At 43.3% G+C, this 23945-nt stretch carries 21 protein-coding genes; 12 read left to right on the forward strand and 9 right to left on the reverse strand.

Annotated elements, in window-relative coordinates; all coding sequences use genetic code 11:
- Window positions 1-145: 145 nt before the first annotated feature.
- The 4 genes from secB to rsgA all read right to left on the reverse strand — a co-directional run bounded on the left by secB (window position 146) and on the right by rsgA (window position 2472).
- Window positions 146-601: a protein-export chaperone SecB gene (gene secB / locus FB6_RS02840; RefSeq protein WP_174558551.1), complete on the reverse strand. Its 456-nt coding sequence runs from the start codon at window positions 599-601 to the stop codon at window positions 146-148.
- Between the two features lie 37 nt (window positions 602-638).
- The gene (gene grxC, locus FB6_RS02845) at window positions 639-893 is read right to left on the reverse strand and encodes a glutaredoxin 3 (RefSeq protein ID WP_086197473.1); all 255 of its coding nucleotides are present in this window, start codon (window positions 891-893) and stop codon (window positions 639-641) included.
- Window positions 894-912: 19 nt separating this feature from the next.
- A complete protein-coding gene (locus tag FB6_RS02850) occupies window positions 913-1320 on the reverse strand; it encodes a rhodanese-like domain-containing protein (RefSeq protein WP_174558552.1) in 408 nt (135 codons plus the stop codon).
- A gap of 93 nt (window positions 1321-1413) precedes the next feature.
- Window positions 1414-2472 (reverse strand): small ribosomal subunit biogenesis GTPase RsgA, encoded by a 1059-nt coding sequence (gene rsgA, locus FB6_RS02855; RefSeq protein WP_174558553.1) that lies wholly within the window; start codon window positions 2470-2472, stop codon window positions 1414-1416.
- A gap of 125 nt (window positions 2473-2597) precedes the next feature.
- On the opposite strand from rsgA, the gene orn reads away from it, so the two are divergent.
- Together orn and FB6_RS02865 are read left to right on the forward strand one after the other, a co-directional pair.
- The gene (orn, locus tag FB6_RS02860; protein ID WP_067763591.1) at window positions 2598-3155 is read left to right on the forward strand and encodes an oligoribonuclease; all 558 of its coding nucleotides are present in this window, start codon (window positions 2598-2600) and stop codon (window positions 3153-3155) included.
- A 157-nt stretch (window positions 3156-3312) separates the two neighbouring features.
- The gene (locus FB6_RS02865) at window positions 3313-4101 is read left to right on the forward strand and encodes a tRNA threonylcarbamoyladenosine dehydratase (protein WP_174558554.1); all 789 of its coding nucleotides are present in this window, start codon (window positions 3313-3315) and stop codon (window positions 4099-4101) included.
- A 77-nt stretch (window positions 4102-4178) separates the two neighbouring features.
- Here the strand turns inward: FB6_RS02865 and FB6_RS02870 are convergent, their stop codons facing one another.
- Window positions 4179-5222, reverse strand: coding sequence for a hypothetical protein (locus tag FB6_RS02870; protein WP_174558555.1), 1044 nt, complete (start codon window positions 5220-5222; stop codon window positions 4179-4181).
- Between the two features lie 157 nt (window positions 5223-5379).
- On the opposite strand from FB6_RS02870, the gene pheS reads away from it, so the two are divergent.
- From pheS to FB6_RS02885, 3 genes are all read left to right on the forward strand, one after another.
- On the forward strand, window positions 5380-6360 hold the full coding sequence (gene pheS, locus FB6_RS02875) for a phenylalanine--tRNA ligase subunit alpha (protein ID WP_174558556.1): 981 nt from the start codon (window positions 5380-5382) through the stop codon (window positions 6358-6360).
- A 212-nt stretch (window positions 6361-6572) separates the two neighbouring features.
- Window positions 6573-8954: a phenylalanine--tRNA ligase subunit beta gene (gene pheT / locus FB6_RS02880; RefSeq protein WP_174558557.1), complete on the forward strand. Its 2382-nt coding sequence runs from the start codon at window positions 6573-6575 to the stop codon at window positions 8952-8954.
- Window positions 8951-9247: an integration host factor subunit alpha gene (locus FB6_RS02885; RefSeq protein ID WP_004649746.1), complete on the forward strand. Its 297-nt coding sequence runs from the start codon at window positions 8951-8953 to the stop codon at window positions 9245-9247. Before pheT ends, FB6_RS02885 begins: the two co-directional genes overlap by 4 nt.
- Window positions 9248-9430: 183 nt before the next feature.
- Here the strand turns inward: FB6_RS02885 and FB6_RS02890 are convergent, their stop codons facing one another.
- The 3 genes from FB6_RS02890 to trxA form a co-directional block, all read right to left on the reverse strand.
- On the reverse strand, window positions 9431-9673 hold the full coding sequence (locus FB6_RS02890; RefSeq protein ID WP_174558558.1) for a hypothetical protein: 243 nt from the start codon (window positions 9671-9673) through the stop codon (window positions 9431-9433).
- 420 nt (window positions 9674-10093) lie between these two features.
- The gene (gene rho, locus FB6_RS02895) at window positions 10094-11362 is read right to left on the reverse strand and encodes a transcription termination factor Rho (RefSeq protein ID WP_005007569.1); all 1269 of its coding nucleotides are present in this window, start codon (window positions 11360-11362) and stop codon (window positions 10094-10096) included.
- 328 nt (window positions 11363-11690) lie between these two features.
- Entirely contained in the window at window positions 11691-12017 is a 327-nt protein-coding gene (gene trxA / locus FB6_RS02900) for a thioredoxin (RefSeq protein WP_086175779.1), read from the reverse strand.
- A gap of 329 nt (window positions 12018-12346) precedes the next feature.
- Between trxA and ppx the strand changes: the two genes are divergently transcribed.
- From ppx to FB6_RS02930, 6 genes are all read left to right on the forward strand, one after another.
- Window positions 12347-13867, forward strand: coding sequence for an exopolyphosphatase (gene ppx, locus FB6_RS02905; RefSeq protein ID WP_174558559.1), 1521 nt, complete (start codon window positions 12347-12349; stop codon window positions 13865-13867).
- Window positions 13868-13917: 50 nt separating this feature from the next.
- The gene (locus FB6_RS02910) at window positions 13918-14742 is read left to right on the forward strand and encodes an acetyl-CoA carboxylase carboxyltransferase subunit alpha (RefSeq protein WP_174558560.1); all 825 of its coding nucleotides are present in this window, start codon (window positions 13918-13920) and stop codon (window positions 14740-14742) included.
- Window positions 14679-16028 carry a tRNA lysidine(34) synthetase TilS gene (gene tilS, locus FB6_RS02915; RefSeq protein WP_174558561.1) on the forward strand — a complete coding sequence of 450 codons (1350 nt, stop codon included), beginning with the start codon at window positions 14679-14681 and terminating at the stop codon, window positions 16026-16028. Before FB6_RS02910 ends, tilS begins: the two co-directional genes overlap by 64 nt.
- 28 nt (window positions 16029-16056) lie before the next feature.
- Window positions 16057-16887: a pyrroline-5-carboxylate reductase gene (proC, locus tag FB6_RS02920; RefSeq protein WP_174558562.1), complete on the forward strand. Its 831-nt coding sequence runs from the start codon at window positions 16057-16059 to the stop codon at window positions 16885-16887.
- Between the two features lie 27 nt (window positions 16888-16914).
- Window positions 16915-17484, forward strand: a complete 570-nt coding sequence (locus FB6_RS02925; RefSeq protein ID WP_174558563.1) for a YggT family protein — start codon at window positions 16915-16917, stop codon at window positions 17482-17484.
- A gap of 79 nt (window positions 17485-17563) precedes the next feature.
- Window positions 17564-18010 carry a DUF2314 domain-containing protein gene (locus FB6_RS02930; RefSeq protein ID WP_174558564.1) on the forward strand — a complete coding sequence of 149 codons (447 nt, stop codon included), beginning with the start codon at window positions 17564-17566 and terminating at the stop codon, window positions 18008-18010.
- 216 nt (window positions 18011-18226) lie between these two features.
- Here FB6_RS02930 and polA read toward each other — a convergent pair whose 3' ends face one another.
- A complete protein-coding gene (gene polA / locus FB6_RS02935) occupies window positions 18227-20992 on the reverse strand; it encodes a DNA polymerase I (RefSeq protein WP_174558565.1) in 2766 nt (921 codons plus the stop codon).
- A 163-nt stretch (window positions 20993-21155) separates the two neighbouring features.
- Between polA and FB6_RS02940 the strand changes: the two genes are divergently transcribed.
- Complete coding sequence (locus FB6_RS02940) at window positions 21156-23861, forward strand: DUF2339 domain-containing protein (RefSeq protein ID WP_174558566.1); 2706 nt, start codon at window positions 21156-21158, stop codon at window positions 23859-23861.
- Window positions 23862-23945 lie beyond the last annotated feature (84 nt).

Below are 23945 nucleotides of genomic sequence, written 5' to 3' on the forward strand. Positions count from 1 at the left end.
TCTTCTAGAGTGAGATGAGTATAGTTCATGATGCAACTTTGACTTTGGTCGGTCGGAAGCAAAATGCTAGCTCATCTTGCTTCCTTCCAATAATTTAATCTCTGTTGCACTTCATTTGAGAATCTAAGCATTGAAAGTTAAGCGATTAAGCCTGACCTTCAGCAGCAGCGGCTTGAGCACGTTGCATGTTTGCTTCAAATTCAGCATCGAAGTTGATTGGCGTAAGAAGCAATTGCGGGAAGCTGCCTTTAGTAACCATATCATTTACAGCTTCGCGTAAGAATGGGAACAGGATATTCGGACAGTAAGCACCCAAAATATACGGAAGACGTTCTTCTTCAACGCTATCGATCAAGAAAATACCGGCTTGAGTTACATCGACGATAAATGCAGTATCACCCGCGTTGTTCGCTTGAACCACGACTTGTAATGATACTTCATAATGCGTTGCATCAATTTTTTCTGCAGAAGATGACAGGTTGATATTGAGTTCAGGCTGCCATTCCTTGGTGAAGACTTGAGCCCCAGGTACTTCAAAAGAAATATCTTTAGTATAAATACGTTCTAGTGCTAATTGTGGTTGAGCTTGTTGTTCACTCATTCTTTAATCCTTAATATGAAGAGGTGGCTTAATCAGTTTAAGCCAATAATTCGTTTAATTTTCCTTCACGCTCTAAAGCATAAAGTTGGTCAAAACCACCAATAAATTGGTCGTTAATAAAAATTTGTGGAACAGTACGGTGATTGGTGCGTTGCATCAGTTCAACACGTACTTCAGGCGCTTCATTAGATAAATTAATTTCTTTATAAGCCACGCCTTTACGCTCAAGAAGTTGTTTTGCGCGAATGCAGTAAGGGCATACGGTGGTGGAATAAATAATTACTTCAGCCATTCAAAATCTCCGTGCGTTTTTATTTGCTTTTAATCAGTGGTAAGCCTTGGACTTTCCAGTTGTTGATGCCGCCATCTAAACGGTAGCTGTCAGCATGACCGACCTGTTGTAAAGCAGTACCTGCGATTTGACCCAAATTGCAAATAAATACAAGTGGACGATCTGCAGATTTTAACTCTTCAATATGACTGGTAATTTGGCTATAGGGAATATTACGGCTACCGCTGATATGGCCTTCACGGAAATCTTTGGCATCACGCAAATCAATCAGCATGGCATTTTTAGCTTTCACTAGAATGCCTAAAGATTGTGGTGAAATTTTACGACCATTGCGTTGTCCTTCTAAAATAAAGAACAACACAATCAGCACCCCAAGAGTTCCAAACAAGAAGGGGTGATTCCCCATAAATTCGAACCAACGTTCCACAAGTCACCTAATTACAATTCAAAATTGCGTAGAGTATAGCTCATAAATATGGCGATCAAAATCGCTGCTTCAAGGGCTAAGGGTTAAGAAAAATTAATTTTTTTGCTGTGCTTCAGTAATTTCGTCAATTAAGCGTAAATAACTGTCCAAACGGCGTTGCAAAATTTCACCAGATTCTACGGCTTGACGCAGGGCACATTGCTTTTCATGCTTATGGGTACAGTTACGGAACTGGCAATGACCAAGCAGATTTTCGATTTCAGGAAAACCGTGTTGCACTTTGTCTAGATCTAGATGCCATAAACCGAATTCACGGATTCCTGGCGAGTCAATCAGGGCCGCCCCTTCGCCAAATGCGATTAAGCGGGTCGAGGTGGTGGTGTGCTGACCCAGTGCCGAGTTTTCCGAAATCACATTGGTTTTTTGCGCGGCATCAGGAACCATAGCATTAATCAGCGAGCTTTTCCCAACTCCAGATTGACCGACAAAGGCCACCGTTTCACCGGCTAAACGTTTCGCTAGTTCAGTTAAATCACCATCAGATTGAGTTTGCATCACTTCATAACCCAAGGTCTGATATTCATTGACCAGGTCTAAAATCGGGTCATTTTCTTGCAGTAAATCGGCTTTATTCAGGACCAGCAGCGCAGGAATGTCTGCATCTGCACAAGCCACGATATAACGGTCGATGAGGCTTGGTGCAACTTCCGGAAAAGAGGCAAAAACAATCACAATCAGGCTGACATTGGCGGCAACCGGTTTGACCTTGTGGTAACGGTCAGGACGGGTCAGGAGTGATTGACGTGGATGAATGGCGGTAATGATGCCCAGACCGGTATTGGGATCCGCCTGCCATTTCACCCGGTCGCCTGTAACTAGCGCTTCCAGATTGGTGCGGGTATGACAGCGCCAGACGCTGCCGATTTCGATCGGTTTCCAAAAAGGTTCAGGTTCACCTGCTGCAACTTCAGGTTTGGTCGGATGCTTTTCGGGCGCAGATAGGGCTTGAACTTCAAGTTGACGGCCATAGTGCTGTACCACCAAGCCTTCCAGATCATTTGAAGTGTCAGGTTCTTCTTGACGTGTTTGATGTTGTTTCTGAATGCGACGTTGCTGCTGTTCAGTTAAACGACGTTTACGAATTAAAGCCATTCATATCCTAAAAAAACCATGAACTAAGAATGGCAAAAATAGCATGAAGCGGGGTAGGAGTTACAGCATCGACGCAATAAATTTGCTACTATAGTGGTTTTTAAGCCTAATAAGATTGCACATTTATGAGCAGCACTCCTGATACCCGCCTGATTTGGATTGACCTTGAAATGACAGGTCTAGATACAGATAACGACCAAATTATTGAAGTTGCAACTATTGTGACGGATGATAACCTGAATATTCTGGCGGAAGGACCGGTGCTTGCTGTTCACCAATCAGATCGTGTACTGAATGCGATGGATGAATGGAATACCCGTCAACACGGACAATCGGGTCTGATCGAACGCGTACGCCGTAGTAAACTCACCGCACAAGATGCTGAACAGCAAACGCTGGAATTCCTGAAAAAATGGGTCAATCCAAAATCATCGCCAATGTGTGGTAACTCTATTTGCCAAGACCGTCGTTTCTTACATCGTTTAATGCCGGAAATGGAACAGTACTTCCACTACCGTAATTTGGATGTATCTTCAGTGAAAGAATTGGCAAAACGCTGGCGTCCTGAAATTATGGGTGGCTTGAAAAAGAACGCTTCACATTTAGCTATGGATGATATTCGTGATTCAATCGCAGAGTTGAAATACTACCGTGAATATTTCTTTATTATGAATAAAGACTAATGGTTTTATGCAACACGAAAAAGAGGCTTAGGCCTCTTTTTTTATGTGGCATTTTTTGACTTCAGTGCAACTGTATCATCCTGCTCAAGATATAGATTATCGAATTGGGATGGAATTTGATAAAATGCGCCAGTGTTTTTTAGATGTTAGATGACGAATGACTGATCTTCCTGAAGATGATGAATATGAACGCCGTTTTGCCGGTGTGGAAAAAATTTATGGAGATGAGGCTTTCCGTCAGTATGAACACAGCCATGTGATGGTGATCGGGATTGGCGGTGTCGGTTCCTGGGCGGTCGAAGCACTGGCACGAACCGGTATTGGTGAACTGACTTTGGTGGATATGGATGTGGTGGCTGCATCGAATATTAACCGTCAATTACCGGCCATGAGCTCGACCTTGGGGCGGGAAAAAATTGAAGTGATGGCCGAGCGCTGTCAGTCGATTAATCCACGCATGAAGATTAATGTGGTGGATGATTATTTAACGCCAGAAAATGTCAAAAAACTGTTAGAAAATGCCCCTGATGTCGTTCTAGATTGTATTGATGATGTCAAAGCCAAACTGGCTTTAATGCTGCATTGCCGTTTTAATAAACTTCCTTTGATTGTATCGGGTGGGGCTGGGGGCAAGCTCGATCCTTTAAAAATCCGGGTTGCCGATTTGTCTAAAACCGAACAAGACCCGATGTTAGCCAAATTGCGCAGTCAGTTGCGTGCCAAAGGTATTTGTAAAAAGCCCAAAGAAAAATTTGGCATCACCTGTGTGTATTCCATTGATAATCCATTCTCGGGGGCGGAGGTGTGTGCCAGTGCCGGCCTGCGCTGTGGAGGTTATGGCTCAGCAGTAGTGGTGACCTCAAGTTTCGCCATGGTCGCGGTGGCAGAAGTGTTGAAAAAGCTGGCACTGAAAAAGCCTAAAGTAGAAACTGCGCAATCAGTATAAACATCAAAAAAGATGAATAAGGATGAACTTGGTTCGATGTGATCGGGATCATCCTTATTTTAGAAACCTTATAAAACTTAAAGTCCGAAATAATAAGCCAGTACACAAATCACAATAGTCAGTAAAATCAGTTTCATCACTCCAGATGCGCCCACTTTGTGTGAAATGTGGGCTTTATTAGATTTTAAGGGTTGTGTGGTCTGAGGGGCCGGATGTGCACCATCGAGAGGATTGGCAACTTCAACTTTGGTCAGTCGTGCTGACTGATAATGGTTGGCTGCTTTCACAATAAATTTTGCCGTGAGATCATCCAGTTTTTGCGAAAAATGACGTAAATTCAGACGTTCTTCAGCGTTCAGTTCACAGCCATCTGCATGGTAAGGATGCTGCTGTTTTTGCTCAATATAAGCAGATAACGCTTCTAAACGATGCAGGGTGATATGTGCATAATCCGCCTGATATTCACTAGGTAGTAAAGGCAAATATTTACTTTCGGCCAAGGCAGAACCATCGGCATTTTCTGTTGCTGTTTGTGGCATTCCATAATATGGATAATCGCGATTGGTCGGCTCGATAAAGCCTTGAGCAAACTTGCTGTCAAATAATTCGTTATTGGTATAGACCTCAATGTCATCCCAATTGGGCTGCTGTAAATCGGCATCAATGCGTTTGACCAGTTTTGAATTCAGCTCGAAACGCCAGAAAGTTTCCTGACGGCATTGTTCCTGCTGCGGCTTGGGCACTTCATAGTCATTGTCGGCGCTATACCATTCGGCCAACTCTTTACCAAAAATCCAGGCGGTCTTTTTATTGTGTTCATGACTGACAATAAAATGCGGAATAGCGAGCAGCTCGACATTGGCATTTGGGTTTTGTTCATCATTTAACAGGCTGGAACTATGCAGGCTGATGCGCTGAGTCCCTTGTCTTTTTAAACCTTCGAGCCAGATTTGAAAATGTTGTGCCAGTAAATGCTGTGACAGCAGATCACGGAAACGTAAATTATGCTGGTTAAAAATGGAATGTTGTACCCAATGAGTAAAGCTTAAATTCTGGGTGAGATATTCATTGCCATAGGTCACCAAAGTTAATTGTTGTTTCCAAATTTGATCGAGCGCCATTGTTATTGATCTCATAAATATTGGCTTTATCTTATACTTTTTATAAATCTGGATGCTAATCTAATTTTTCCTTGACAGGGAACTTCATCAATACGTTCAAAAACTGTTAGAATATGGGGTTTTATTATATTTTTAAATTGTTGCTTTGAGAGTTACTATGTCACTGGAAGCCCTGACCACTGAAGCGCTCGCTGCGATTGCAGCAGCAGAGGACCTTGCTACACTCGATCAAGTTCGAGTGCAATTTACAGGGAAAAAAAGCCAGCTCGCGGAACAATCGAAGTCACTCGGTAAAATGGACCCAGAAGAACGTAAGGTTTTTGGTGCCCAAATTCATGCCGTTCGTGAATCGATTACAGGCGCACTGACTGCTCGCCAAGCTGAATTACAAAAAGCGGCATTAGAACAAAAGCTTGCCAGCGAAACAATCGACATTACCTTGCCGGGTCGCGGTCAAAGTGTGGGTAGTATCCACCCTGTGACTCAAGTGCAAGAACGTATTTGCCAATTCTTTACTAAAGCGGGTTTTACTGTTGCGACAGGCCCTGAAGTTGAAGATGACTATCACAACTTTGAAGCATTAAATATTCCGGGTCATCACCCGGCACGTGCCATGCACGACACTTTCTATTTTGATGCCAACCATTTGCTGCGTACCCATACTTCAGGTGTGCAAGTGCGTACTATGGAAAAGAATCAGCCACCAATTCGTATTGTCTGCCCGGGCCGTGTGTACCGCTGTGACTCGGATCAAACCCATTCACCGATGTTCCATCAAATTGAAGGCTTGTACGTCGCTGAAAATACCAGCTTCGCAGAACTGAAAGGTTTGTTGGTGAACTTGCTGAACGAATTCTTTGAAAAGGATTTGACCGTCCGTTTCCGTCCATCGTACTTCCCGTTCACAGAGCCAAGTGCGGAAGTGGATATTATGGATGAACGTGGCCGCTGGTTAGAAGTTCTGGGTTGCGGTATGGTGCATCCAAACGTATTACAAGCTGCGGGCATTGATCCTGAAAAATACAAAGGTTTTGCTTTTGGTTTAGGTGTAGAACGTTTTGCTATGCTGCGTTATGGCATCAATGACTTGCGTATGTTCTACCAGAATGATGTGCGTTTCTTACGCCAGTTTGCTTAAAAGAATTGATAGCCTCTCCATATGAAATGGACTGGTTAAAACCGAATTAAATTTTTGGATTTAAAACAATCCCCCTAAATCCCCCTGAGTGGGTTTTAAAGCACTGCTTTTAAAACCTACGCAAGAAGGGGGGACTTCCATGACTAGAAAAGTTGCATGGATTCCCCCTCTTTTTTAAAGAGGGGCTAGGGGAGATTAAGGAAAATGAATGTATGAAAATTAGCGAAAATTGGCTGCGCACATGGGTTAACCCAGCCATTGACAGCGATACTTTATCTGACCAGCTGACTATGCTCGGTCTAGAAGTCGATGAACTGGCCCCAGCAGCAAAAGCTTTTACGGGTGTTGTTGTGGGTGAGGTGTTGACAGTGGTTCAACATCCAGATGCTGACCGTTTACGTGTGACTACAGTCAACATAGGTTCAGGCGAACCTTTGCAAATCGTTTGTGGTGCGCCAAATGTACGTGCTGGAATGAAAGCGCCTGTAGCCACCATTGGTGCAGTTTTACCGGGTGATTTCAAAATCAAGAAAGGCAAACTTCGCGGTGTTGAATCTCAAGGCATGCTTTGCGGTGCATCTGAAATTGACCTTGAAGATAAGATTGATGGTTTGTTAGAACTACCAAGTGATGCGCCTGTCGGTATGAACATTCGTGAATACCTGGAACTTGATGATCATGTGATTGATATCAGTATTACCCCGAACCGTGGTGACTGTTTCAGTATTTGTGGTATTGCCCGTGAAATTGGGGTGATCAACCAATTGCCTGTTACTGCTCCTGAAATTAAGGACGTTGCTGCAACCATCGCGGATGAGAAAAAAGTTGTCGTTGATACAGCTGGCTGCCCACGTTATTTAGGTCGTGTCATTAAAAACGTCAATACCAAAGCAGCGACACCGGTATGGATGGAACGTGCACTTGCTCGTTCAGGTATTCGCCAGCACAGCATTCTGGTCGATATTACCAACTATGTACTGATTGAACTGGGTCAGCCTCTACATGCCTTTGATGGTGGCAAGGTTCAAGGTTCAGTGCATGTACGTCAAGCCACGGCAGCTGAAAAACTGGTGCTGTTAAACGAACAGGAAGTTGAATTGACTGAAGATGTCATGGTGATTGCAGATGATGCAAAAGCCTTGGCAATTGCAGGAATCATGGGTGGCTTGTCTTCATCAGTCACTGATGAAACCACTGAAATCTTCCTCGAATCAGCTTTCTTCGCACCGCTGCACATTGCAGGCCGTGCACGCCGTTATGGTTTACATACCGATGCGTCTCAGCGTTATGAACGTGGCGTAGATTTTGAATTACCAATGATTGCCATGCATCGTGCATCACAGCTGATTGCTGAATTGGCAGGTGGTGAGTTTGGTCCAATCACGGTTGCAGAAAAAGCAGAATTGCTACCTACACGTGAAGCGATTGAATTGAACCAGGCTCAAGTGGATCAATTGCTTGGCTATAGCGTTGAAAGTGACTTTATTACCGATGCCTTGCAACGTCTGGGTTGTGTAGTCACTGTAAAAGCGCAAGGCGAGTGGACGGTTGTTCCTCCTTCACATCGTTACGATATGGCGATTTACCAAGATTTGATTGAAGAAGTTGCCCGTATTCACGGCTATGACAACATTCAAATCAGCTTGCCGGTAATTGATGTGAAACTAGCAAAACATCAGGACCAGTTTGAATTGCCTCAGCTTCGTCAAACCTTGGTGACTTTAGGCTATCAGGAAGCGATCAGCTTTAGCTTTGCTGATGCCAAACTTGAAAAGCAGTTGAACCCTGCGGTAAATCCATTAATGTTGGCCAATCCGATTTCAAGCGAATTGGCAGCCATGCGTTCAACACTGTTATCTAGTCTGATTCCATGTGTGCAATACAATATTAACCGTCAGCAAAACCGTGTGCGTTTCTTTGAGCTGGGTTTACGTTTTGATTATCAGGATGCACAAAGTATTCATGACCTCAAACAAATCCCGACTTTGGCTTTAATTGCAGTGGGTGCTAAAACAGCCGAATCTTGGCATGGCAAGGCCCAGCCGATGGATTTCTTTGACCTGAAAGGTGAAGTGGAAGAGATTCTGGCTGCCGGACGAGTGAAAGTTGAGTATGTGCGTTCAGAGCGTTCTTGGTTGCATCCTGGTCAATCTGCTGAAATTTTAGTAGATGGAAAATCAGTAGGTTACCTTGGTCGTTTACATCCATCTCTGGAAGATGAGCTGGATTTGGGCATGACTTGGGTCGCAGAACTTGATCAACAGGCTGTTTTGCAAACTTATGTATCTAATTTTACAGAATTATCACGTTTTCCATCGGTTAGACGTGATATTGCGCTTTTAATTAATGATAAGATTAATGTTAGTGAAATTCAGCAACTTATCGGACAAACGGGTGGAGAGTTGTTAGACTCGACTTGGTTATTCGATGTGTACACTGGACAAGGTGTGGAAACAGGTAAACGCTCGTTGGCATTTGCACTGTTATGGCAACATCCATCACGTACACTTGAAGACGCTGAAATTAAATCTGGTATGGATCAAATAATCGAAGTGTTGCAAAACACTTATCAGGCGACATTGAGGGCTTCATGACAGCATTAACAAAAGCAGAAATGGCTGATCATTTAAGTGAGCTCACGAGTTTAAACCGTCGTGAAGCTAAACAAATGGTCGAGTTGTTCTTTGATGAGATTAGCCAAGCGCTAATCTCAGGCGAGCAAGTCAAACTTTCAGGTTTCGGTAACTTCGAGTTGCGTGATAAACGTCAACGTCCAGGTCGAAATCCGAAAACGGGTGAAGAAATTCCAATTTCTGCACGCCGTGTAGTGACCTTCCGTGCAGGGCAGAAATTCCGCCAGCGCGTAGGAAATGAGCAGATCGATTGATCTGCTTTTTTTATTCTTGAATTTTTTATATAGCACTACTGGGTAATTTGGATATCTAAAAGTAAGAATACTAAAACGTGATTCAAATTAATTGAGTGACTGTGACTTGTTTTTAATGATATTTATTTTAGCCATAAAAAAAGAGAGCCAAAGGCTCTCTTTTTTACTGAATAATCGGTTAGATTATTTAGCAGCAGATGCAGCAGCTTCAGAAGCAGCAGCTTCAGGAGCAGCATCAGAAGCAGCTACAGCAGCAGAAGCTTCAACAGTAGCAGCAGAAGCAGCAGCTTCAGCTTCAGAAGCAGCAGCTACAGCTTGAGAAGCAGCAGCGTCAGCAGCAGGAGCTTCTTCAGTTTTTTTAGCACAACCAACGAAAGCTAAAGTAGTAGCAACTGCAGCAGCAATAGCGATTTTTTTGAATAACATGGCATCACTCTCTAAAATATGAGATTAAAAAAAACCTATGTTAGCCTGTTGAGTGCTTTTATTCTTCCTAATATCTTTAGGCAGTAACAATGCAGAGGCAGTCTAACTGGTCTGCAAATATGCTATCACTGCGCATTTTGAATTGCTACTAGGTTACAGTCAAAAAATGCAAAAAAAGATAAAAATTGTGCATTTTTTTAACAGAAAATAACAATCAATTAAAAGGTTTATATTGGATAAGTACTAAATAACTTGCTAAAAACTATGGTTTTTTAGATTTGAAATTTTTAATAATCATAAACTTGAATAAAAGTTTACATATAAAAAGCTCAATTGTAGCTTTATGTAAAGAAAGTCAACCAAATAAAAAGGCTATCGTTATGGATAGCCTTTTAGAGAATGATTTCAGAATAAAACAATTTAGTTGGTTGCTTTACGCTTCATTTGATCGAAGAAATCATCATTGGTTTTGGTTTCTTTCATACGATCAAGCAAGAATTCCATTGCTGCAAGTTCATCTTGAGTATGTAGTAATTTACGTAAAATCCATACTTTACGTAAGTTATCTTCAGACATCAGACGTTCTTCACGACGTGTACCCGATTTCTTGATGTTCATGGCAGGGAATACACGTTTTTCGGCAATACGACGATCCAGTGTGATTTCCTGGTTACCGGTACCCTTGAATTCTTCATAGATCACTTCATCCATCTTACTGCCTGTCTCAATCAATGCAGTAGAGATAATGGTGAGTGAACCACCTTCTTCAATATTACGGGCAGCACCAAAGAAACGTTTTGGACGCTCTAATGCGTGTGCATCCACACCACCGGTTAACACCTTACCTGAAGAAGGAATCACCGTGTTGTAAGCACGTGCCAGACGGGTAATCGAGTCAAGCAGAATGACCACGTCTTTTTTGTGTTCAACCAGACGTTTGGCTTTTTCAATTACCATTTCAGCTACTTGTACGTGACGAGCAGGAGATTCATCGAAGGTTGAGGCAATCACTTCACCACGAACGGTACGTTCCATTTCAGTGACTTCTTCTGGACGTTCATCAATCAGAAGCACAATGAGGAAACATTCAGGATTGTTACGTACAATCGATTGCGCGATGTTTTGTAACAACATGGTTTTACCGGCTTTAGGTGGTGCAACAATAATTGAACGTTGACCTTTACCAATCGGAGCCACCAAGTCCACAACACGTGCAGTTAAATCTTCAGTGGTACCGTTACCAAGTTCCATCACTAATTGTTCAGTCGGGAACAATGGGGTCAAGTTTTCAAACAAGATTTTGTTGCGTGAGTTTTCAGGCGTGTCGTAGTTAATTTGATTAACTTTTAAAAGTGCAAAATAGCGTTCGCCTTCTTTAGGTGGGCGAATTGTGCCGGTAATGGTATCACCAGTGCGTAAGTTGAAACGACGAATTTGTGATGGGCTGACATAAATGTCATCCGGGCCTGCAAGATAAGAACCTGCTGCAGAGCGGAGGAAACCAAAACCATCAGACAGAATTTCCAGAACACCATCACCAAAAATCTCTTCGCCATTCATTGCATGGCGTTTTAAGATGGCAAAAATGATGTCTTGCTTGCGGTTACGAGCCATTCCTTCTAGGCCCATAAACTCGGCAATCTTGATGAGTTCGCCAATCGGTTTTTTCTTGAGTTCAGTTAAATTCATAGGGGGTCAGATAGAATCAAAATTCTGGGATATAGATGAGAAAAGGGAGCAACATTGAGCCGCTTACACGCAATAAAAGTAACGCAATTGTATTTGCACAATAACAATTCAGAGGTCTGATACATTGTTTCGAAGAGAAAAGTGTAAAAACAATTTCTGTTGCCGAGCGGCGATCTTATGTGTTGTGTCTTGTAAGAAAATGGCGGATTAAAAATCCTTTATTCCTTGAACATGCAATATAAGAGCTAATCAAGCTTTTGTCAATTTATAGACGAAAAAAATACGCTATCTGGAGATAGCGTATTAGATTCAATCATTCTGCTTTAAATTAGATGTTTTCTTCAATAAAAGCAGTCAATTTAGATTTTGGTGCAGCACCGACTTGTTGTGCTACAACTTCACCATTTTTAAACATCAATAGTGCAGGAATGTTACGAATATTGTAGTTTACTGCAGTCGCTTCACAAGCAGTTACGTCAACTTTAACAACTTTTACTTTGCCTTCAAATTCTGTAGACAATACTTCTAATACAGGTGCAATCGCTTTACATGGCGCACACCAGCCTGCCCAGAAATCGACAAGTACAGGTACGTCAGATTGTAATACGTCAGCTTCGAAGTTCGCATCAGTTGTGTTTACGATATTGCCAGACATGGATATGCTCCAAATAAAATTTTAAGTTAGTTCTATAACTATAAGTATTACATAGCCTCGTTTAACTATGTAGGGGGATATGTAAATTTTCAGTCATTATATTCAGTTTGTCTAATTGATGCTCACGATATTGATTATCGTGTCCTACAATTAATCGTGTTCAGACTTTTGGCTTTATGAATTAAGTTGCAGTTACTGAAAAATGATGGATAAAAGAAGGCGGATTGTGGAAAGGATTAAAAAACTGCTTCTTTTGAGCTGATAAATGGCTTTTAAATTGCATGGTTGTGAATTACTCTAAGCATAATTCTTATAGGTTTGTTTGAATAATGTCTGATTTTTTGATTGATGAAGAGTTACTGGCTGCCATCGATATGGGGTCGAACAGCTTTCACTTGGCTATTGCGCGTGTAGATCATGGCGAAGTAAAAAAAGTGGCTTCGATGTCAGAAAAAGTACAGTTGGCAGCTGGCTTGGATGAAAATAAAAATTTGACCGAAGCAGCACAGCAACGTGGCTTGGCTTGTCTGGCGCGTTTTGTGGGTCGTTTGAGTTCTGTCCAGCCCAACCGTTTACGTATTGTGGCGACTAATGCCTTACGTCAAGCCAAAAATGGTCATGAATTCATTCAAAAAGCGGCTGAAATTTTACCTAAACCGATTGAAATTATTGCCGGTCGTGAAGAAGCCCGTCTGATTTATCTCGGTGTTTCCCACACCATGGCGAACAGTGGCCGTCGTTTGGTAATTGATATCGGCGGCGGGTCAACAGAGCTGATTATTGGTGAAGCGTTTGAGCCAATTCATACCGAATCGGTGCAAATGGGCTGCGTGGCCTTTACCAAAGCCTATTTTATTGATGGTGAAATTAACCAGAAAAGTTTTGATAAAGCGGTAACCGCAGCGCGCAAAGAAATTTCAGGCATTGCCAATACCTATAAGGCAGCAGGCTGGGATACGGTGGTGGGTTCAAGCGGTACCATTAAAGCTTGCCGTCAGATTACCGTGAATATGGGCTGGAGCAATGAAAAAGAAGAGCTCACCCGTGAAGGTCTGGAAAAACTGAAAGACAAGTTGCTTAAATATAAGCATGTCACTGAAATGGAATTTGATGGTCTGAAAGAAGACCGACGAGCAGTTTTGCCAGCTGGGATTGCCATTTTATATGCCGTATTTGATGTTCTAGGTTTAGACAAGCTGGTTTATTCAGACGGAGCTTTACGTGAAGGTGTGATGTACGACTTGTTGGGGCGTTTCCAGCATGAAGACGTTCGTGACCGTTCTGTACATGCCTTGATGGGACGTTATAACGCCGACACCAAACAGGCTGAACGAGTAGTCAATACCGCGCAGCAACTGTTTAATGGTGTGGCAGAAGCATTGAATTTAACCAATGATGACAGTGACTTACTGCGCCGTGCTGCATGTTTGCATGAAATTGGTCTGGCGATTAGTCATAGTGGTTACCATCGCCATGGGGCCTATTTATTGCAACATTCCGATATTCCCGGGTTCTCGCAAATTGATCAAAACCATTTGTCACATTTGGTCGCTCATCATCGTCGCAAATTACGTGGTGATGCACGGGTCGATGTCGCGAAAGTCGGTGGTAGCAAACTTGTGTACTTATGTCTATTGCTTCGCTTAGCCGTTTTACTCAATCATAGTCGTAGCGATGAGATGCTTCCTGCCATTGAATTAAGTGTTAGCAATGAGCAACAATGGCAACTCAGCGTTTCTGGCGATGCCAAACAATGGCCTTTGCTTGTAGCAGACTTGCATGATGAACAGGTGCAGTTTAAGCATTGGGATATTGAATTGAATATTCAGTCGGAACAATTTATCTATTAACAAGTGATTGGTTAACAAGGTATTGTTAATTTAGGGATAATGGTCGACCTATGAAAAATAAAGCTGCTCAATCTAAAGCATGGACAACGGTTCAAATTGCGCGTCATCCAGAACGTCCGCAATTTTTGGATTATGTTGGTGAAATTTTCACTGAATTCGATGCTTTACATGGAGATCGGTTATTTGGTGACGATGGTGCGATGATCGGTGGCTTGGCACGTTTTAATGGTCAGCCAGTGATGATTGTTGGGCAACATCGTGGTCGTAGCACTCGAGAAAAATTGCAACACAACTTCGGGATGAGTAATCCTGAAGGCTACCGTAAGTCACAGCGTTTACTGGACATGGCAGAGCGTTTTAATCTGCCTGTATTTACTTTTATTGACACCATGGGTGCTTATCCGGGTGTCGGTGCGGAAGAACGTGGTCAGGCTGAAGCGATTGCCACCAGTTTGGCACAGCTTTCAAGCTTGAAAGTTCCTGTGATTGCAACTGTATTGGGTGAAGGTGGTTCAGGTGGTGCACTCGGTATTGGTGTAGCTGACCGTGTGGTGATGCTTTCGCACAGTATTTATTCTGTCATTTCACCTGAAGGTTGTGCATCCATTTTATGGAAAACCGCCGAGAAAGCCGAACAAGCCAGTGAAGCCTTGGCATTAACTGCTGAGAAATTACAACAACTCGGTATTGTTGAATATGTTGTAGACGAAGGTGAAGGCGCACATTTGCAACCTGAACAAGTGATGCAAAATCTTAAAGATGTGTTACAACAGGCTTTAGAAGAATTGCAATCAATGGATGCGAACGAAAGATGCGAAGCACGTTACCAGCGTTTAATGAAGTTTGGCAGCGACAATTTAGGTCTAGCGTCTTAAAACAAATCCAGGACTTTCCTGCTGAAAGTACCTTTTTGATTGGATGCAGTGGCGGCATGGATTCCATGCTGCTGCTGCATTTAATGTCTGAATTCTCTCCTGAAAAAATTCGCGTTATTTATATTGATCACCAATTGCAAAGCACGAGTGCCGATTGGGGCAGATTTGTGTCTGAACAATGTGCAGCACTAAACGTGCCATGTATCGTGGAAATGGTTGATGTGCAACAAGGCAATTTAGAACATCAGGCACGTACAGCGCGTTATCAGGCCTATGCCAAACATCTAACCCCCCATGATATTTTAGTTTTAGCTCATCATCAGCAAGATCAGGCAGAAACCTTAATGTTGCGCCTGCTCTCCGGTGCGGGTGTGCATGGTCTGGCCGCCATGAAACAGCTCGATGTTCGTGATCAATTGACGATTTGGCGACCGCTGCTCAATCTGTCCCGTGAGCAGATTTGCCAATGGGCTACTCAGCTGAATGTGCAAAATATTGAAGATCCCACCAATTTGGATACCTATTATGATCGGGCGTGGTGCCGGTATGAATTGTGGCCGGTGCTGCAAAATCGCTATCCGCAAATGCAGCAGGCCATCAATCGTACGACCTATTTAATGCAGGATGCCGAAGAAATTCTGCATGAAGTACTGCAACAGGATTTAAGAGCTTGTGGATCGGTCACGCAACTGGATTTAAGTAAACTGTCGCAATTATCAAACGCGCGTCAAAGACAGTTGCTTTCTGCATGGATGAAAGGGCAGGATACTTATCGCCCAGGTTTTGATATGGTGGAACGTTTGTTGCATGAGGTGATTGCTTCCAAATTCGATGCGCAGGCGGCATTGCACTGGAACCAGTTTTATTATGTACGCTATCAGCAGACCTTATTTCGCTTGAGTGCAGCAGAATATTTACCCGACCCAGAGCAGACTGATCAACTCTCCTCAAGTATTCAGTTGGAGTTGAACCAGACAGCTGATCTGCTTTCCGGGCAATATGTCACTGAAACTGCTGAAATGGGTTTATCGGCAGCTTTATTGGCTAAAGAATTGCAGTTGCAGCAGCGTCAAGGTGGCGAAAAAATCCATTTGTATGGACGTGTTGGGACTTGGCCCTTAAAAAAAGCCATTCAAGAGGCACAAATTTTTCCCTGGCAGCGTCATAGAATTCAAATATTAAGCATAGATAATGTTATGCTTGGTGTTTTTACACCAAAAGGGTTTTGGTTAGCTCAATCTGAATATTGTGAAGTCGGTGGTTGGCAACCAAAGTTGATCTCTTAGTTAAAAAATTCTAAGTCGAGTAAGATTCATGAGTGCAGCTTTAAATTGTAATATTAGTTTTATTGGTGGCGGTAATATGGCGCAAGCCTTAATTGGCGGTTTGATTTCGCGTGGTTTGCCTGCAACTCGTATTACAGTTTCTGATCCGGTAGAGAAAGTCCGTCTTTTTTTGGCTGAAAAAGATGTGCATGTGACCGATGATAATATTGCTGCCATTCGTGATGCGGATATCGTACTTTTTGCCGTTAAGCCTCAAGTATTGGCGGGCGTATTAAAACCGCTTAAAGGTTTGTTTGAAGGTAAACTGGTGATGTCGATTGTGGCTGGTGCTGAAATTTCGACCATTGCCAATCTGCTGGACACCAATCGTATTGTGCGTGTGATGCCAAATACTCCTGCTTTGGTACAAACAGGAGCACATGGCTTGTATGCCACTGATGCTGTCAATGCACAGGATCGTGAACTGGCAAGCCAGGTTTTGGCTGCAACCGGTTTAACCCTTTGGGTCAATTCAGAAGCACAGATTGATGCTGTAACTGCGGTATCGGGTTCGGGTCCAGCTTATTTCTTCTATATGATGGAAAGCATGATTCGTGCCGGTAAAAACCTGGGTCTAGATGAAAAAGTGGCGACTGCATTGACGCTGCAAACAGCATTGGGTGCTGCGCAAATGGCGATTACCAGTTCCAATACGCCGGCTGAATTACGTAAAAACGTGACTTCGCCAAATGGTACCACTCAGGCTGCACTCGAAGTATTCGATCGTGCACAAATTTCTCAAAATATTCAGGCCGCTTTGGCTGCAGCGCAAAAGCGCAGTCAAGAACTTGCTCAAGAGCTAAGTGAAAGTAGCAAATAACTCGTTTTTATTTAGGAAAGTTCCAGTATGGGTGCAAACTCTGCGCTGATTTTTGGCATTATCATTAACGTAGCGATTTTGCTCGTATTCTTCCGTTTTCTTATGCAGCTTGCAGCGGTGAACGCTTATAATCCCGTAGTCATGTCTACAGTGAAAGCGACGAAAATTGTTGATGTTTTTGGCCGTATTTTTCCCACAGTAGCAAAAGGTCGTGTCAATTTGGCAGCCTTGGCCTTGGTGGTGATTTTATATTTACTCAAAATTTTTGGGGTGATGTATCTTTCAGGTGCCATGCCGAACAGTCCGGTGCATCTGGTGATTTTAACCTTTGTCACCATGATTCAGGACCTGATCCGCTTCTGTCGTTATTTGATTTTTGCCACGATTATTTTAAGCTGGGTAGTGATGTTTACCCAGTCCCGTTCACCTTATATTGAAGTGATTCAAGAACTGGCTGAACCTTTATTGGCACCATTTCGCCGTATTTTGCCAAATATGGGCATGATTGATCTGTCACCAATTGTGGCATTCTTGGCTTTGTATATTGCTGAAATTATTATGAATGAAGTAGCCATTGCACTGCTGACTGGACTATAAAATTTAGCTATTAAAAAAGGACTCGATGGAGTCCTTTTTTATTGTGGAATAAAATATTTTTAAATCAGGATATTGGTGAATGAATAGTGAACTTGAACCGCAATTTATGCTTATTGATCATGAAGCTGATGCATATTTGGCAACGATAAAAATCGCCAGAGAATCATTGGATATTTTTAAAGAAAATTTAGGAAAAATATCTGAAGGTGATTTTGCATGCGTCAAATTTTATATTCCAGTCAGCCTTGATGCCGAAGAGGGTGCGAATATCTGGCTGATGACGCCATTTTTTGAAGATCACTTTTGTTTTGCACGTCCTTTTGAATTGCCAGAAGAATTTACATGGATTCAGATTGGACAATGGCTGAAATTCAGTGAGGCTGATCTTTTGGATTGGTATATTTTAAAGCAGAATGGGGAAATGATAGGAGGATATTCATTACGCTATCAGCGTTCCAAGCTTTCTGCAGAACAGCAGGCAGAATTTGATCAGCGTGTAGGAGTAACCCGGTTTATTGATTTATAATCATTTTTCTATGATGAAATAAAAATATATTAGATTGAATAAAAAGGATTTTTTACGATATATCGTGTATGTGTGGTACATGGAAAAGTTCTTCAAGTTGATTAAAGAACTTCTCTCTTATGAATTGAAAATACATTTTGAGTAGGCTCATCATCTATAAAGATGAAAAATCAATCTCCCCGAACCCCTCTTTATAAAAGAGGGGAAATTTCTGGATTAATGCGCCTCATCCCAGTTATTGCCTTTACCGACTTCGACAATCAATGGTACTGAAAGTTTCACCACCGACTGCATCACTTCAGCCAGTTTTGGCGCCAGCTCATCGGCAATGTTGGCATCCACTTCAAACACCAATTCATCGTGCACTTGCAGTAACATTTTGGCCTGATCTTTCGGTAATATTTTATCGACTTCAATCATCGCCATTTTAATGATGTCTGCAGCACTGCCTTGGAGTGGCGCATTGATGGCTGCACGTTCAGCGCCTTTACGCACCATCATGTTACGGGCATCAATATCCGGCGTATATAAACGGCGACCAGAAATGGTTTCGACAAAACCTTGTTCCAAAGCCACCTGACGCGTACGTTGCATATATTCATAAATGCCCGGATAACGGTGGAAATATTGCTTGATGTAGTCTTGTGATTCTTGGCGGGTAAAGCCCAGTTGACGAATCAAACCAAATTCCGACATGCCATAGAGCAGACCGAAATTCACCGCTTTGGCCTGACGACGCTGGTCATTGGTGACATCTTCCAGGGCAATACCCAGAACCTCGGCAGCGGTACGGCGATGTACATCCTGACCATGCTTAAAGGCATCAACCAAAGCTTCATCCTGGGAAAGATGCGCCATTAAACGCAGTTCAATCTGTGAATAATCGGCAGCCAGCAAAACCCGACCTTCAGGTGCAATAAAGGCTTTACGGATTTGACGGCCAATTTCTTCACGAACCGGAATGTTTTGCAAGTTCGGATCAGTCGATGACAAACGACCTGTGGCCGTTAAAGCCTGATGGTAGCTGGTATGCACTCGACCACTGTCATTATTGGCCTGTTTTTGCAAGCCATCGGTATAGGTGCTTTTCAGTTTGGACAGACCACGATATTGCAAAATTAAATCGGTAATCGGATGGTCGATTTTTTCCAGAATACTTTCACTGGTGCTGTATTGACCGGTCGAGGTTTTCTTGCCGCCTTTGAGTCCGAGTTTATCAAACAGGATTTCACCGACCTGTTTCGGTGAGCTGACATTAAATGTTTGTCCAGCCAAATCGATAATCTGGTTTTCCAGATTTTGAATGGTATTGGAAAAATCGACACTCAATTGATCTAAGAACTTCAGGTCCAGCTCGATGCCGTTTTCTTCCATGATTGTGAGTACACGAGCTACTGGCATTTCAATCTTGTGTAAAATATTGCTCAGTTCAGGAATAGTCTGTAATTTTTTAGACAAGACTTCGTAGAGACGATAGGTGACATGCGCATCTTCAGCAGCATAATGCGCAGCAGTTTCAATCTCGATCTGGTTAAAGGTTTTCTGTTTTGCCCCTTTACCTGCCACCTGTTCATAAGTGGTGGTTAAATGACTGAGATAGACCCGTGCAACATCATCCATACCGTGACGGGTCGCCACAGAATTTAAAACATAGGATGCCAGCATGGTATCGAAATACCAGCCTTGTAATTCAATGCCATGATTTTGCAAAATGTGTGCATCATATTTTAAATGATGACCAATTTTCTCAACCGATGCATCTTCTAAAATCGGTTTGATTTGCGCGAGGATGATTTCACGGTTCAGCTGTTCCGGCGCACCTTCATAGTCGTGGGTCAGCGGAATGTAATAAGCATCGTTGGCATCAAAGGCAACAGAGAAACCAACCATCTGTGCAATGCGATAATCCAGACTGGTGGTTTCGGTGTCAAAGGCAAAGCGTTTTTCAGTGCTGAAGCGCTGGAACAGTTTGTCCCAGTCCGCTTGCGTTAAAACGGTGTGATAGGTGGCTTTGCCCAGTTGATCATCCACACTGGTCAGCTCGGCCTCATCTTCAGTATTAATAACAGCAGTGGTATTGATATCAGTCTCAATACTCTTAGTGGCTTGCTTATAGGCTGAATTATTTGGATTGTTCGGATGATCTAAAGACTGTAACTGGTTACGGAACTCAAGTTCGGTATAGAGGCGACGTAATTCTTCGACATTCGGATCGACAAGTTTCAGGTCATCATAGGTTAGACCCATATCCAGATCGCACACAATACTGGCCAATTGATGGTCTAGGGTAATGCCTTCAACATTGTCTTTAATGCTTTGACCGACTTTGCCTTTGATTTTATCGACATTTTCTAGAATGCCGCCAATCGAACCATATTCAGTTAAAAGTTTGGCAGCCGTTTTGGCACCGACGCCGGGTACGCCGCGAATACCATCCGACGCATCACCCATCAAGGTTAAATAATCGATAATCTGATTCGGCCACACCCCGAATTTTTCAAATACACCATCGACATCCATCGGTTTGTCTTTAAAGCTGTCTTCCAGCGTCACTTTGTCGGTGACCAGCTGCGCCATATCTTTATCACCGGTGGAGATCAGTACTTGATAACCTTTGGCTTCGGCACGTTTAGCCAGCGTACCAATCACGTCATCCGCTTCAGCACCCGGAAGGGTATGTAAAGGAATGCCCAAAGCGCGAATCAGGTTATGAAGATAGGGAATCTGCTGTGACAGTTCATCCGGCATGCTTGGACGGTCACCTTTATAAATCGGTGAAAGGACATGTCGGAACGTCGGTTCAGGGGTATCAAAAATCACCGCCATATGCGTCGGTTGAATACGACGCATCAACTTTTGAATCGCAGAAATGGCACCACGAATTGCGTTGGTCTGTAAACCAGTAGAAGTGGTTAGGGGTGGCAGTGCATGGTATGCACGAAATAAAAAATATGAGCCATCGACCAAAACAAATGGTGGCATTGAAGGATTCCTAATTCAAATAACCCGCTTATTGTACGTGATTTTGCACCTGAACATAGACACCTGATGCAAGATGCGTGTTACCGAATATCTGATGAATGCTTAAAAATCAAAGTCACAGCTGTTGTATGATCAGGTTAATCAGGATTGAGATAAATAAAAGATGGGGAAAGGACAGGGCGAAATCCGGATGATTTGGCTGATGGTACTGATTATTGCCGGTGTGGGTGCATGGTTTTTAGATGTACGTATCTTCACCTATTTATGCGGCTTGGCCTTCGTGATGAGCCTCATGCAATATGTCGATGCCATCCAATCCCCTGCGCTAAAAATGGCAGAGCACACCCAGCTGGTTGTGCAGGAGACTTCAAAAGTTCCACTGTATCTGTGTTCGATTATTGCCATTGTCGGTGGAATGCTGGATTGGGAGTTTGCGGTTGGTCTGGGCATCACGGCATGGATTTTTTTCTTTTTAAGATGGTTACGCCGTTTAGAAGGCTTGTTGAACCTGCTGCAAATGCGATTGCATCAAGGACAAACGGTCACGGAGCAGAGGGTTGAGCCACCACCCGTTCAGGCATTTCAATCTGCTCCCGTATCACAACCCATCAGCTTGATTGAACAGGTACAGCTTTGGATCTTTCAAGGCAATCCGGTCTTAAAAGTTGCCGTGTTGGTACTGGTGATTGGAATCATCTTATTGCTGCGTTTTGCCACCGAACACTGGCAGCTCAGTCTGGCCGTGAAGCTGGCGATTGTCGCTGGGGTCAGTGGTGCAGTGACTGGGCTGGGTTACGGGATGCAGGCCAAAAATCGCAGTTTTGCCCTGGCTTTGGAAGGCTTGGGCCTAGCCGCATTATTTTTGACGCTGTTCTTTGCTTATTACAATAGCGTGATTCCGACTCTGGCAGTGGCAGCTGTATGTTTTGTGCTGATTATGGGTGTGACCCTGGCTTTAAGTTTAAAACAGCAATCCATTGAACTGGCCCTGATGGCCATGATCATTGCCTATCTTGCGCCCTTTACCTTACCGGTCCGCAATGCGACAGCAATTGAACTGATTGCCTATTATGTGGTGATCAATCTCGCGGTTGCTTTCTTAAGTACTTTACGTCCCTGGAAGATGCTGAATCAAATTGCCTTTTTAATGACGGTGATCGTTGGGGGAGCTTATGCTTTTTATCAGGGCAAAGAATTTGAAAAAAATACTTTAACGCTCTTGGTTGCGGTGCATACGGCCATTTTTGTCTGGTTAAGTTTTCGTTTTAGTCAACTGCTGGCCAAAGAAGACCTGGCTCAATTCAAACTGAAACCGGCTTTGGATATTGCCCTGATCTTTGGTGCACCTCTGGTCGGTTATATTTTTATTTATTTGATGCATTTTGAAGAAACTCGCTGGCAGGCCGGCGCCAGTCTGGCCTTTGCTGCGGTTTATGCAGGCGTGTATCAACTTTCAAAACGCCATCAGGCGGTACAACTAATTTCCCAAAGTTATTTCAGTTTAATGTTGATTTTCCTGGCTTTGGTTCCCCCGATTCTGTTGCATAAGCAGTGGAGTGTGGTGGGCTGGGCGGTAGAGGGATTGATCATTTTTGCTTATGCCCTGTATCGTCAGTCGGAGATCAGTCGCTATCTGGCCATGGGGCTGATGATTGTGGCTGGATTGTCCAGTCTGTACTATCTGGTCGAACTGGCTGAGTTTCCTCGTGAAATGTATTGGGGCTTATGCCTAAGCTATTTTGCCATGGTACTGGTGGCGAATTGCCGGGCATCTTTTAGAAAGCAGTTAAGCAGTTCCACCATTGCTTTTCATTGTATCCAGATGTTGTCTGCTACGAGCATGTTACTGGTATTGTTGTTAGATGAAATTGACAGTCCTCATCAACTGGCCGTCAGTCTGGTGATTGTCAGTGGCTTCTATCTGCTGATCAATGAAATCATGTTGCACTGCAAAGCCACCTGGTCGTGGTTATTTCCTAAATGGCTCGGCCTCATTCCTGTCTTTGTTTTTGCCCTGATTATTGTGATTGATCAAAGCCAGCAGGGTGTGATTATTTGGCCTAGCAATCTGGATCGGATCGGTTTTTCATTCTCCGGAGTGATGTTAACTGCATTGTGGCTGCGCCCGATGTTGGGTGTACGTGCTGAAAAAGAGTGGGTCAGTTTTGGCACTTTAACCAGTTTGGCCATGACCAGCTTAACCCTGCTGCCAGGCATGCCTTATATCAGTGTGGTGATTTTGCCTTTGCTGTTCTGTGCCTGGTGTTATTGGCAGCTGGATAATCCGGACTGGAAAATGTTCTGGCAAGCCCGCAGTAGTCTGGTATTGATGGCGAGCTGGATTATCTGTTCGCAACTGTTTACCCAGCAGGCGTTTCAGGGCTATATCCTGCCAATCATCAATCCTTTTGATCTGGTCAGCATTGCCATGTTGGCGGGTTTTATCTGGATGTTGTCCTTGCAGCTGAAATCGGGTCTGGATAAAGGTATTGTGGCTGTGCTGATGGTATTGAGTCTGCTTTGGCTCAGCAGTTATATCGTGCTGCGAGCCTTACATATTTATTTGGATACGCCGTTTAATGAACTGGCTGTGTGGGGAAATGCAACCGTTCAACTCAGTTTGACTTTGTTATGGGTCAGTTTGGCTTTTATGACCATGAGTCTGGCCAGTCGCAAACAGTTACGTCCCGTGTGGATTCTGGGAGGTAGTATTTTGGTGATTGTCACCTTGAAACTGGTGCTGTTTGATTTATCCCACATCGGTACTTTAACCCGGGTGATTTCATTCCTGGGTGCAGGTTTTGTGATGTTAGTGATTGCTTATATTGCGCCGATTCCTGAGCATCATCTGAATGAAAAATCCCCCTAAATCCCCCTTTGATAAAGGGGGACTCGAATCTAAATAGGTATTTGATTTGATTCTCCCTCCTTTTATAAAAGGTGAGAAGCATTG

It is taken from the genome of Acinetobacter bouvetii, assembly GCF_902753875.1.
Classification (GTDB): domain Bacteria; phylum Pseudomonadota; class Gammaproteobacteria; order Pseudomonadales; family Moraxellaceae; genus Acinetobacter; species Acinetobacter bouvetii_A.

What these genes read in the sequence shown, in the direction of transcription:
- secB (WP_174558551.1), bottom strand. Translation starts at nt 601, where the DNA reads ATGAGTGAACAACAAGCTCAACCACAATTAGCACTAGAACGTATTTAT.
- grxC (WP_086197473.1), bottom strand. Translation starts at nt 893, where the DNA reads ATGGCTGAAGTAATTATTTATTCCACCACCGTATGCCCTTACTGCATT.
- rsgA (WP_174558553.1), bottom strand. Translation starts at nt 2,472, where the DNA reads ATGGCTTTAATTCGTAAACGTCGTTTAACTGAACAGCAGCAACGTCGC.
- orn (WP_067763591.1), top strand. Translation starts at nt 2,598, where the DNA reads ATGAGCAGCACTCCTGATACCCGCCTGATTTGGATTGACCTTGAAATG.
- FB6_RS02865 (WP_174558554.1), top strand. Translation starts at nt 3,313, where the DNA reads ATGACTGATCTTCCTGAAGATGATGAATATGAACGCCGTTTTGCCGGT.
- FB6_RS02870 (WP_174558555.1), bottom strand. Translation starts at nt 5,222, where the DNA reads ATGGCGCTCGATCAAATTTGGAAACAACAATTAACTTTGGTGACCTAT.
- pheS (WP_174558556.1), top strand. Translation starts at nt 5,380, where the DNA reads ATGTCACTGGAAGCCCTGACCACTGAAGCGCTCGCTGCGATTGCAGCA.
- pheT (WP_174558557.1), top strand. Translation starts at nt 6,573, where the DNA reads ATGAAAATTAGCGAAAATTGGCTGCGCACATGGGTTAACCCAGCCATT.
- FB6_RS02885 (WP_004649746.1), top strand. Translation starts at nt 8,951, where the DNA reads ATGACAGCATTAACAAAAGCAGAAATGGCTGATCATTTAAGTGAGCTC.
- FB6_RS02890 (WP_174558558.1), bottom strand. Translation starts at nt 9,673, where the DNA reads ATGTTATTCAAAAAAATCGCTATTGCTGCTGCAGTTGCTACTACTTTA.
- rho (WP_005007569.1), bottom strand. Translation starts at nt 11,362, where the DNA reads ATGAATTTAACTGAACTCAAGAAAAAACCGATTGGCGAACTCATCAAG.
- trxA (WP_086175779.1), bottom strand. Translation starts at nt 12,017, where the DNA reads ATGTCTGGCAATATCGTAAACACAACTGATGCGAACTTCGAAGCTGAC.
- ppx (WP_174558559.1), top strand. Translation starts at nt 12,347, where the DNA reads ATGTCTGATTTTTTGATTGATGAAGAGTTACTGGCTGCCATCGATATG.
- FB6_RS02910 (WP_174558560.1), top strand. Translation starts at nt 13,918, where the DNA reads ATGAAAAATAAAGCTGCTCAATCTAAAGCATGGACAACGGTTCAAATT.
- tilS (WP_174558561.1), top strand. Translation starts at nt 14,679, where the DNA reads ATGCGAAGCACGTTACCAGCGTTTAATGAAGTTTGGCAGCGACAATTT.
- proC (WP_174558562.1), top strand. Translation starts at nt 16,057, where the DNA reads ATGAGTGCAGCTTTAAATTGTAATATTAGTTTTATTGGTGGCGGTAAT.
- FB6_RS02925 (WP_174558563.1), top strand. Translation starts at nt 16,915, where the DNA reads ATGGGTGCAAACTCTGCGCTGATTTTTGGCATTATCATTAACGTAGCG.
- FB6_RS02930 (WP_174558564.1), top strand. Translation starts at nt 17,564, where the DNA reads ATGAATAGTGAACTTGAACCGCAATTTATGCTTATTGATCATGAAGCT.
- polA (WP_174558565.1), bottom strand. Translation starts at nt 20,992, where the DNA reads ATGCCACCATTTGTTTTGGTCGATGGCTCATATTTTTTATTTCGTGCA.
- FB6_RS02940 (WP_174558566.1), top strand. Translation starts at nt 21,156, where the DNA reads ATGGGGAAAGGACAGGGCGAAATCCGGATGATTTGGCTGATGGTACTG.